This is a genomic window from Kutzneria sp. NPDC052558, from assembly GCF_044547355.1.
Lineage (GTDB): Bacteria > Actinomycetota > Actinomycetes > Mycobacteriales > Pseudonocardiaceae > Kutzneria.
Genome location: NZ_JBIUAG010000047.1, coordinates 54,447 through 65,866, shown reverse-complemented (window position 1 = coordinate 65,866; position 11,420 = coordinate 54,447). Strand labels below are relative to the sequence as shown.

At 70.7% G+C, this 11,420-nt stretch carries 5 protein-coding genes; 3 read left to right on the top strand and 2 right to left on the bottom strand.

Annotated features, from left to right (window positions below; genetic code table 11):
• Positions 1-375: 375 nt before the first annotated feature.
• Positions 376-1,599 (bottom strand): cytochrome P450, encoded by a 1,224-nt coding sequence (locus tag ACIG5F_RS45385; RefSeq protein WP_396526474.1) that lies wholly within the window; start codon positions 1,597-1,599, stop codon positions 376-378.
• Between the two features lie 220 nt (positions 1,600-1,819).
• On the opposite strand from ACIG5F_RS45385, the gene ACIG5F_RS45380 reads away from it, so the two are divergent.
• From ACIG5F_RS45380 to ACIG5F_RS45370, 3 genes are all read left to right on the top strand, one after another.
• Positions 1,820-2,206, top strand: a complete 387-nt coding sequence (locus tag ACIG5F_RS45380) for a MoaF-related domain-containing protein (protein WP_396526473.1) — start codon at positions 1,820-1,822, stop codon at positions 2,204-2,206.
• Positions 2,207-2,282: 76 nt separating this feature from the next.
• A complete protein-coding gene (locus tag ACIG5F_RS45375; protein WP_396526472.1) occupies positions 2,283-3,779 on the top strand; it encodes an acyl-CoA synthetase in 1,497 nt (498 codons plus the stop codon).
• A 73-nt stretch (positions 3,780-3,852) separates the two neighbouring features.
• A complete protein-coding gene (locus tag ACIG5F_RS45370; RefSeq protein ID WP_396526471.1) occupies positions 3,853-5,622 on the top strand; it encodes an alpha/beta hydrolase-fold protein in 1,770 nt (589 codons plus the stop codon).
• Positions 5,623-6,930: 1,308 nt separating this feature from the next.
• Here ACIG5F_RS45370 and ACIG5F_RS45365 read toward each other — a convergent pair.
• The gene (locus ACIG5F_RS45365) at positions 6,931-11,406 is read right to left on the bottom strand and encodes a hypothetical protein (protein ID WP_396526470.1); all 4,476 of its coding nucleotides are present in this window, start codon (positions 11,404-11,406) and stop codon (positions 6,931-6,933) included.
• Positions 11,407-11,420: the final 14 nt, after the last annotated feature.

The window sequence follows — 11,420 nt, the reverse complement described above, 5'->3', positions numbered from 1 at the left end:
CAGTGGCTTTGTCGGTGACCCGCTGGCGTCCGTTTCCGTCCTGCCCTGCGGTACGTGGAGAACATTAGCAGCCGATCCAACACGCTTCCAAATCGACCCCCCGACCATCGGGTCCAAGATCGATCGCCGCAGGTCAGGGGCCACGGGCGGGCAAGCGGGGCGCCGATCGAACGGGCCGAAGCGACCGCGGCCCATCTCCGCCCGCCGGTCCAGGTGTAGACGACGAGGCCGACAGCCGCGGCCGCCATTGCCGTCTCCCTCCGGCACACCCAGCCAGCCGCCCCGATCGCCCCTCGGGTTCTCTGATTCGAGTGACCCCCGTCACATCGAATTCAGGCGGCGTACTTCGTGTCGTGGTCACCACCGAGGTCTGAGTCAGGTGTCCCAGGTCACGGGCAGGGCGGCCACGCCGTAGGCCAGTGTGCTCGCCTTGAACTCGAGCTCCTCGAACGGCACGGCCAGCCGCAGCGACGGAATCCGTCCGAACAGCCGGGAGAACACCTCTCGCAGCTCCACCCGGGCCAGCTGCTGGCCGATGCACTGGTGCGAGCCGAAGCCGAAGGCCAGGTGCTTGGTCGGGGCCCGCCGCAGGTCGAAGGTGTCGGGGTCGGCGAACACCGAGCCGTCCCGGTTGGCCGAGGCCAGCGAGGCCACCAGCCACTCGCCGGCCCTGATCGTCTGCGAGCCGTGCACGATGTCCTCGGTGGCGTAGCGAAGAAGTCCGTAGTGGACGATCGACAGATAGCGCAGGGTCTCCTCGACCGCGGACTCCGCCAGCGCGGGATCGGCCCGCAGCAGCGCCAGCTGCTCGGGATGGCGCAGCATGGCCAGGGCGCCGAGGCCGATCATGTTGGCGGTCGACTCGTGGCCGGCCATGAGCAGGAACAGGCCGAGGTTGGCCAGCTCCAACACGGTCGGCGGCTGCTTGCTGTCCCGGCCCCGCTGGATCATCCGGCTCAGCATGTCGTCGCGGGGACGCTCCATCCGGGCCGTCACCAAGCCGGTGATGTACTCGAGGACCTCCTGCACCGTCGCCATGAACAGATCGGGATCGCCATCGGTGCTGATCATGACGGTGGCCTGCTCCTGGAACCGCGCGCGGTCCTCCTGGTCCGCGCCGAGCAGCTCACAGATGACCAGCGACGGCAGCGGCAGCGCGAAGTCCCGCACGAAGTCGACGGGGCCGCCCTTGGCCAGCATCGCGTCGATGTGCGATTCGACCAGCTCCCCGATGCGGCCGCGCAGCGCGCGCATCCGCTTGACGGTGAACTCCGGGGTGAGCATCCGCCGGTACCGCACGTGCTCCGCGCCGTCGAAATGGATGATCGAGCCCGGCATGGCGTCGACGACGACGGCGCGGTCCCGGATCACGTGGTTGGACGGGGCGCCGCGGGTGCTCGTGCGGGGGTCGTTGAGCAGGGCCCGCACCTGGTCGTAGCCGCTGGCCACGTAGGCGTCGATGCCGGCCGGGCACTCGAGCACGGGCAGGGTCTCGCGGGCCCGGAACTCGGCGTATTCGGCCGGCGGGTCGAACGGGCATCCGGCCGGCCGCTCCATCGGGAAGGCACGGGACGGGGAAACGCTCGACGTGTCGGCCACCGGTGGCACCCCTTCAACTGAGACGGCGAACCAAGGGGAATAACGCCATTGTCACCAGTTGATCACTGGCGTTCGGAGCGTAACACGCCCGCATGCCGCCGAACGCCCGCGCGGACGAAGGTGCCGATATCAACTCCCGTCACGTCGCCCGGGCTTTGTGGCGGCCGCGTCGGTCCGGTATACCGCCGGCATCGGGTTCCGCGCACCGGAGGGGAATCTCATGCCTGAGCCGAGGGACGAGCTCACGATGCCGCTGCTGGAGGAGCAGACGGACGTGATCGGCGGCCCCACCACGCTGGCGCTGGCCGGCGCCACCGTGGAATACACCTACTCCACGGGCGGCCAGTACCGCATGACGTTCGGCGCCCACGAGCTCGTCTTTCACCGCTGGGACTACCCGGGCGCCGAGGAGATCGGACCGGTCCCGTATCGGGCGCGCGAGATACGGGAGGAACTGTTTCTCGTCTCCTGGCTGATGAAACCCGGTGTGCACACGGCCATGCTCTTCGATTTCCGGTCCGCCGCGGTGCACACCACCGCGGTGGTGCCGCCGAACCAGTGGGAGTTCTTCGACATCGGCGAGATCACGCGCGTCGATCGCGGCTGAGCACATCGGACACGGGGGCTGGACGACGCCCGCCAAGGAGCAGCACCCTGGGTGGGCCAACGGATTGGAGCAGGCCATGTACCCGGGCGCGCACGCGGTGACCGATCCCGACCGGCCGGCGGTGATCATGTCGGCCACGGGGGCGGCGATCACCTATCGGGAGCTGGAGGAGAACTCGCTGCGCCTGGCGCATCGGTTGCTGGACAAGGGGTTCCGGCGCGGAGACGTGGTGGCGTTGCTGTCGGGCAACGATCCCCGGGTGTTCGAGGTGTACTGGGCGGCGCAGCGCATCGGGCTGTACGTGACGGCCGTGAACCGCCACCTGAGCCCGGACGAGGTCGACTACATCCTCACCGACAGCGGGGCGCAGGCGCTGTTCCTCGGCCCCGGCATGACCGCGGCGGCGCCGGACCGTATCCGTTATGTCGTGCGGATGGACGGCCCCGACTACGCCGCCGAGCTGGCCGCGGGGTCGACCGAGCCGCTGGCCGACCAGCCGCGCGGCGGGGACATGCTGTACTCCTCGGGCACGACCGGGCGACCCAAGGGGGTGCGGCCGCCGCTGCCCGACCGCCAGGTGGACGAGCCGGGGGATTCGATGGTCCGGCTGTTCGGCGGGCAGCTCGGATTCGGGCCGGACACCGTGTACCTCTCCCCCGCCCCGCTCTACCACGCGGCGCCGCTGCGGGTGTGCGCGGCGGTGCAGGCGCTGGGCGGCACCGCCGTCGTGATGGACCGGTTCGACGCCGAGGAGGCGCTCAAGGCGATCGAGCGCTACCGGGTCACGCACAGCCAGTGGGTGCCGACGATGTTCGTGCGGATGCTGAAGCTCCCCGACGAGGTGCGCGCCCGCTACGACCTGTCCAGCCACCGGGCCGCGGTGCACGCCGCCGCCCCGTGCCCGGTCGAGGTGAAGCAGCGCATGCAGGACTGGTGGGGCCCGATCCTGCACGAGTACTACTCCTGCACCGAGGCCATCGGGTTGACGTGGATGCGGCCCGAGGAGTGGCCGGCGCATCAGGGCTCGGTGGGGCGCGCCATCCTGGGCGTGCTGCACATCTGCGACGAGCAGGGGCGAGAACTGCCGGCCGGCGAGACCGGCGTCGTCTACTTCGAACGGGACGAGCAGGTCTTCACCTACCACAACGATCCCGAGAAGACCCGCGGCGCCGAGCACCCCGACCATCCACTGTGGACGACGGTCGGCGACATCGGCCACGTCGAGGACGGTTACCTGTATCTCACCGACCGCAAGGCCTTCATGATCATCTCCGGCGGGGTGAACATCTACCCGCAGGAGGTGGAGAACGTGCTGGCGCTGCATCCGGCGGTCGCCGACGTGGCGGTGATCGGCGTGCCCGATCCCGAGATGGGCGAACGGGTCCTGGCCGTGGTGCAGCCCGCGCCGGACGCCGCCCCGGACGCCGCCGAGCTCATCGAGTACGTGAAGGCTCGGATCGCCGCCTACAAGGCGCCCAGCGCCGTGGAGTTCGTCGACCAGCTGCCGCGCACCCCCACCGGCAAGCTGGTGAAAGGCCCGCTGCGGCAACGCTATGCGCAGGCCGGGAAATAGCGGCCTGGCCTTGGCCGGTCGCGATCACCATGATGGGTCGGCACCGACACGAACCCGAGGGGTGGAGGGCCGAATGGCGGACAGGGCACGCTTGACCAGGCGGGCGATGGTGGCCGGCTCGATCGGCGCGGTCGCCGGCCTGGCCGGTGCGGCGACGGCCGAGGCAGAGCCGGACTCGCGGCCGGGCGGGGTGTCGTTCGCGCTCACGGTCACCGGGGTGAAGCCGACCGCCGGCCGCGCGTTCGTGATCATCGCGCGCACGGGCGACCTCAGCGACGACGCGCCCGAACCGAGGGACAACCTCCAGGACAGCGTGCCGCTGAGCGTGCCGTTCTTCGGCCTGGACGTGCCGATGATGCGCCCAGGTGCCGCGATCGTGTTGAGGGACGGGAACGAGGTGGTCGGCGCGCCGCTGGCGAGCTTCGCCGACATCCCGCCCGGGGAGTACGTCGTGCAGGGCTTCTTCACCACGTACGAGACCAACCGCCGCTCGGACGGCTCGGTGGTGCAGGTGCACTGGCCCAGCGGCGACGGCGGCGACATCTGGCACTCGCCCGGCAACGTCTACTCCACCCCGAAGACGATCCGCATCGACGGGCGGACCGGCACCGTGCGTCTGACGCTGGACCAGGTGATCGGCCCGGTGGACCCGATCCCGCCGGGCGGCACTGGGCAGCAGGGCAATCCCGCCGAGTCCAAGCACGTCAAGCGGATGAAGATCCGCTCGGAGCTGCTCAGCCGGTTCTGGGGCCGCGACGTCTACCTCGGCGCGGACATCCTGCTGCCCGAGGGCTACGACTCACCGGCCAACCAGCACGTGCGCTACCCGATGGAGCTGGAGGTCGGCCACTACGCGGAGGGCGGCGGCCGGCCGCACGGGTTCGACGAGGCGCTGGGCGACGACTTCTCCCGCTGGTGGGTGTCGGCCGACGCCACCCGGTTCATCTCCGTCCAGGTCCGCAGCGAGAACCCGTTCTACGACGACTCGTACAACGTGAACTCGGCCAACCTCGGCCCCTACGGCGACGCCATCAACACCGAGCTGCTGCCGGCCGTCGACCGGCGGTTCCGGACCATCGGCCAGCGCTGGGGCCGCACCGTCACCGGCGGCTCCACCGGCGGCTGGATCGCGGCGGCCACCCTCGTGCTCTACCCCGATCTCTACGCCGGGGCCTGGGCCGGCTACCCGGATCCGCTGGACTTCCGCGCCCACCAGCTGGTCAACCTCTACGACGACGCGAACGCCTACGTCATCGACAATCCCTGGGAGGTGGTGCCCCGCCCGTCGGCCCGGCGCAGGACCGGCGACACCTGGTGGACCATGGGTCAGGAGAACGCCTACGAGCGGGCGGTCGCCTCGCGCGGCCGCAGCCAGGGGCAGTGGGACATCTGGCAGGCGGTGTTCGGCCCGCAGGGCAAGGACGGCTATCCCAGCCCCATCTGGGACAAGCGCACCGGCGCCGTCGACCACACCGTCGCCGCCTACTGGCAGCAGCATTCCGAGCTGTCGAGCATCGTCACCGCCAACTGGGCGACGCTGGGCCCGAAGATCGCCGGCCGGCTGCACGTCTACGTCGGCACCGAGGACACCTACTTCCTCAACAACGGCGTCCAGCTCTTCGAGCAGAAGACCGACAAGCTCACCGGTCCGAAGCCGGACTTCCAGTTCATCTACGGCGTCGGCCAGCCGCACGGCTGGCAGCCGGTCAGCGACCAGGAGATCTTCACCACCATGGCCGACTTCCTGGCCCGCCACGCGCCCGCCGGCACGGACACCAGCGGCTGGCGCGGGCGTGAGCAGCCACCGGCGGTGATGCTCAAGCCCGGCCGCCAGGTCGTCTAGTGCGCCCGCTCGCACGCGTCGAGGTCGGCCACGGTCCGTCCGAGCAGCAGCCGGTCGAAGGACGCGCCGCCGCCGAGGGTCTGGAGGTTGAGTCCCTGCAAGGGAATCGGCTGTCCGCCCATGGCCGTCCACAGGTCGATGTCGCCGCCGGTGGCCCGGCTCCAGCCGGCGCCGGGCATGTCGGCGTTGATCTCGGCGCGGTAGATCTTCTCCGTCGGGAAGTGGAACGCGCCGGCGACGACGCACACCCCCGGCGCCACGCCGGCAAGCCCGACGCGCAGGCCGATCCCGGCCGGTGGCTTGGTCGTGCTGGCCTTCCAGTAGAAGCGCAGGTACCGGTACTGGCCGGCGGTCGGGTTCTCGGCGATCACGAAGTCCCAGTTGGGCAGCGCCTCGCCGAACTGGTAGGTGTAGTACCCGGTGGCGTACGACTCGTCCGGCAGGTCGAGGTAGTTGCCGCCGGCGACCCCGCCGCCGGCCACGGTCCGGAACGGCTTGCCCGATCCCGGCAACGTGGCCACATCGCGCTCCTGGCCGTCGAACAGCACGGCCACGGCGTTGCCGGCCACGACGTCCGGATGCGAGTTGCCGAGCATCTGGCCGTGCAGAACGAGTTCGCTCAGCCGCAGGTTGCCGCTGGGCCAGCCGCCGCCGGCGGTCTTGACCAGACGGAACTTCGACGCGACGACCGGGTCGAACCGGTGGCTGTGGACCACGGTCGGCGAGCCGTCGCGCTGGATGTCGCCCAACACCATCGGTCCGTCGTGCCAGACCCCGGTCGCGTTGTCGTACCACTGCAACAACACGTCGGTCAGCCAGGACTCGGGGTGGTCCGGGTGCTCGGCCACGCTGATGCCGTCGACCCGCACCAGGGTCCGGAAGGCGTCGAGCTGGATGGCGACGTCGGTGCCGACGGCGTTGCCGACGTCCCGCCAGCGCAGCCATGGCCGGTTCGGCGGCTGGAGACGGCCGTCGTACCAGTCGGTGCTCTGGTAGCTGATGAGGTGCGGGACCTCGTGCTCGGGGTTGACGTTCCACTGCAACGCCGCCTCGTTCGAGGGAATCGGCAGGCCGTGCCGCAGCCACATCGGGGTGATCAACGCCGTGGTCTGGGCCAGCAGGTTCGGGCTCAGCGGCCGGCGCGGGACCGTGTTGCCCCAGCCGCTCATGCGGGACGTCGGCGTCTGATCCGGGGTCCGCAGGGTCCTACGGGCGTCGGTTTCGGTGGGGGCCAACACAGTTCGCCACTTCACCCGGAGATCCGGGCCGAAGCGCACCACGGTGCCCATCCACGTCGCCGCCAGCAGATCACCGCTCGGCAGCCACGCCGGCACCGGCAGGGCGCGCAGGTCCGGCGTGCCGACGACAACGCCGGCCCCGGTCAGGACCACCAGGGTGCCCAACTCGCTGCCGGCCGCGACTCGTGAGCCGTCCGGCGAAACCCTGGGACGGCGCAGCAGATCGTCCCCGGTGTACGTCCACAGTAGACTGCCGGCCGCGTTGTAGGCCTTGAGCTGGCGGCCCGAGACGCCGACCAGCAGCGAGCCGTCGGCCGACACCGACAGCTCGGTGATCGAGGCCGGGATCGTGGCCGTGAGCACGCCATCGCGGATCACGAGCACCCGGCCGCTCTCGGCCCGGGACCAGACCACCACGGTGTGGCCGTCGGCGCTGGCCACGCCGCCGCCGAAGGCGCCGGACTGCGGGGCGGTGACCGCCCACCGGATCGAACCGTCCACTGTGGCCAGTGCGGTCACCGTGTTGTCGGACAAGGTGACCAGGGTTTCGTTGTCCAGGGCCAGCAGCCGCTGCGGGTCGCGGCGCGACTGCCACCACTCGTGGGCCCACCGCTTGGTGCCGTCGGCGCTCCACACCGCGAGGCCGAGATCGCCGGAGGTGGCGACCCACGAACCGTCCGGCCCGACGGCGAAGTTCACTAGCCCCGGGTCGTACTGCCACTCGGTGAACGCGAAGTCGGTGGCCTTCTTCGGCAGCCCGAACAACGCGAACCGCCGCTGGGCCTCGCCGGATCCGTCGAGGAGATAGAGGTGATGCCCCTCGGCGGTGTCGAGGTCGAAGCCGGCGGCGGCAAACCCGGCGGCGTGAGTCGTTGGTGTGTAGGCGAAGAAATGCCCGGCCTTCTGCCGCCACGTCGTCGCGCCGGTCTCCAGGTCCAGGCCGTAAAGGTTGTGGTCCCAGTTGAAACAGGTCAGGGCGGCGCTCGTGCCGTCGGCGGCGACGGCGAGGTCGCGCACGTGCGGGCCGAACAGATTCCGGCTCGGCGACCGGTAGATCACCGCAGGAAAGCGGGGCCACGGCGTACATCCGGGCCGGTGCGGTGCGCAGGTCGGCGGTGAACCGCCCGCCCTCGGTCGGCACGATCGCCCCGGTCAGCAGGTCGACGAGCTCGTGGCCCGGCGGCACGTCGACGGTCAGCTCGGCCAGCACCGGCAGCCGGTGCGCCACGGTCATGCTGACCCGCCACATGACCCCGGGCTCCCAGCCGATCATGGTGTTGTTGGCGACCCAGAGGTAGCGCACGTCGCCCGCGATCCATTCGCTGAGCAGCACTTCCGGGTTGTCGCACTCGGCGACCGGGCGGACGTCGGCCAAGGCCGCGCGCAGGCCGGCGGCCTGTTGGAGGAAGTACGCCCGGTAGCGCAGCGCCGCGGCGTCGTCGTCGGACGGGCCAAGCCCCTGCCGGACGGCCTCCAGCGCGATCCGGTCGAACGAGAAACCCAGCGGCACGAAGTAGTACGGGGTGATGTTGAAGTTCCCGCCGAGCCGGCAGGTGTCGTCGTAGTACACGGTGACGCTGCTGTTCTTCAACGCCAGGTACAGCGGCTCCTCAAGGTCCACCCGCTGCCCCACCAGCAGTACGGCGTCGTACTGCCGCAGCACGTCGGCGCTGACGTCCTCGGTGAACACGAACGACGCCGGGCGGTGCGCCATCAGGCAGGCGTTGTAGGCCTCGAACAGCGCGTCGAAGTACTGCGAGCCGATCGAGCCGAAAAACGTCTGGTAGTAGTCGTTGTCGTTGAGGGTCAGGCCGCTGCCGCCCTCATAGCGCAGCATGCGGGTGGACACCACGATCGCCACGCGGTTGGCCGACCGGGCCGCGGCGGTCGCCGGGCCGAACCGGTTGAGCATCTCGAAGGCGGCCCGCAGCACGGAAGCCTTGCCCGCGCCGCCGGAACGGGGATCGCCGGGGTCGGGGCCGTTGGCGGCGCCGCGCGGATCGCCGGGATCCCCGAAGCTGTGCAGGGTGTCGCCGAGCGAGACGTAGCCGGTGCCGTTCGCGCCCCGCATCGCCATCTGCGTCAGCGCCGGCAGGATCTGGCCGCCGGTGCCGTCGTCGTTGTAGATCTCGACGTGCCCCCACACCGGCTTGCCCGGGCGGCGGTAGTAGTCGACCTGGAACGCGCTGGTCATCGCCGGTCCGAGCTGTTCCCACTGGTTCTGGAGGTCGACCTCGTCGGCGTTGGCGAAGATCACCGCCGGCGGGCTCTGCAAGGCGCGGAACGGCGAGGTCATCGCGCTGATCCGGCCCGGCGTCGCCAGGTCGGCCACCTTCCGGAAGCGCGCCTCGGCGGCCGGCTTCTGCGCGAACACCCGGTCGGAGACGGTGTCCAGGATCGGCGACCACTTGCCGGTGTCGCGGGCCTGGTTGAGGGCGGCGGTGTAGGCGTCCCGTTCCGCGCCGGCGGTCGCCGCTTGCGTGCCGTAGTTCGCCACCCACCAGTTCGCGGCCCAGCTCCAGCCCCGGAAGGCCGCGTAGTCCTGAAGCCAGCGCGTCACGTTCGTGACGGCGTTGTCCATCTGCTCGGGCGTGCGGGTGTCGTTCGCCAGGCCCACCGGCAGGCCAGCGTCCATCATGAGCAGGATCGCCTGTTCCTCGATGCCGTTGGCGCCGTAGCCGGCGATCGCCTGGTACTGCGGGTCCTCGAGGCCGAGCTTGTCGGTGGCGACCCCGTCCTGCTGGTGCTGCAACGCGCTCAGCAGCGCATATCCTTGCACGTCAAGGGAAAGCGCCGGCGATGGCAGCTTCGGGTCGTCCGTGCGCAGGCCGCCGAGGCGGTCGACGAACAGGGTCAGGCCGAGCTTGGCCGCCCGGGCCACGTGATCGGCGATGACGTCGGCGGCGTCGGACAGCAGGAGTGCGTCGAAGCCGCGGTTGAGCGGGTCGCTGGGCACGCTCGCGTTGTAGTCGCCGTGCTGCACCAGGTGGTAGTTCGGCCGCTGCTGAAGACCGGGCCCGATCTCCACGTGCTGCGGGGCGACGGTGAATCCCGGCACCACCGCGTCGAGCACGTGCCGGCCGAGCTGCCAGGTCCCGGTGAACTTCGCATCGAGGATCACCTTGCCCTGCATGCGTTTGGTGGTCGGATCGATGCTCATCGCGACATCGCGGTAGCCGACCGGGATCCCGTCCCGCAGCACGGTGAGGCGGACGGTGGTGGGCAGCGCGACCGCCGGGGGCGCCTGGATGATCACGGTCACGGCGATCGCCTCGCCCCGCCCGAAGGCGAACCGGTTGCGATCGGTCATGATCGACACCGTGCCGGTCGAGCCCGGCGACCGCACCTCGACGTAACCGTCCACACCGTACTCGGAGTACCGGCCGGCGACGTCCGGTGACACCCGGATCTGGTACAGGCCACGGGCATCCGGCGGCACGACCACGGTCGTGGACCCGCCGACCGGGGCCGGCTCCACGGGCAGCTCGGCGAACTCCGGCACGCCGAGCGGCCGCAGCCACGCCCGCAGCCGGGGCGCGGACGGCCACCGACCGCCTTGGTAGCCAATGGAGAAGTCCATCCGGCTGCCGGCCGTCCACCTGATGTCCGGATAGGACACTGTGACCACTTCGACGTCGCCCGGGACGCTTCGCACGAACGTGCCGTCGAGCGCGTAGACCTCGAACAGGGTCGCCGGGTCCTCGCGCTTGAGGATGATCTGTTGGTTCAGGATCCGCAGGTCCTGGACCGCGAAACCCGGATCGCCGGCCGGCAGCCGCAGCTTCACCGCGCCGGCGGTCGCGGCGCCCGTGGTGTCCACAATGGTCACCGCCACGTACTTTCCGGTTGTGTCGGTCTGGATCGCGGTGTCGGACGGGGCCAGGAACACCCGGCCGTCCGCCGTCACGTCGAACGCGCCCCGGAAGGTCCCGGCGACGGCGGCGGATTTGGTGCTCCAGACCACGTTTCCGCTCAGGTCCGTGGCGCACAGCAGTCCCGACGGCCACGCCGTGTAGATCCGGTTCGCCGCCTCCGCCACCCGCAGCCCGACCGCGTCGGCCGTGTTGCTCTGGGTGGTGGAGTTGATCCCCGTGTTGTCGAGGCCGGTCAGCGTCACCGCGCCCTGAAGGCCGGTCGGGCCGATCACCAGGATCCTCGACGCGTGCGGGTCGACCGCGTAGATGCGGCCCGACCGCTCCCCCGTCGCCAGCCCGCTCGGCGCGCTGAACTGGTTGTCCACCGCAGTGAAGTCGTCGACCCGGGCCACCGCCCCGAAATCGCGGTCCCGGACGACGACGGTCGGCGGGTGCGGCAACGGCTCCGCGGTCGCCACCAGGCCGGTGGCGTCGGCCGCCACCGCCAGCGCGTCGCCGCCCACGTCGCCCGCGCTCAGGGGTGTCCCGTCCAGCCCCACCCGGATCACCCGCGCCCCGCCGCCGTGCCGGCCGACGAGGTAGACATTCCCGTCCAGCCCCAGGCCGATGTTCGCCGACGTCAGGTCGAAGGAGGAGGAGTACCGCGAGACGACGGTCCGCAACTGCACCATGTGGACACTCTCCC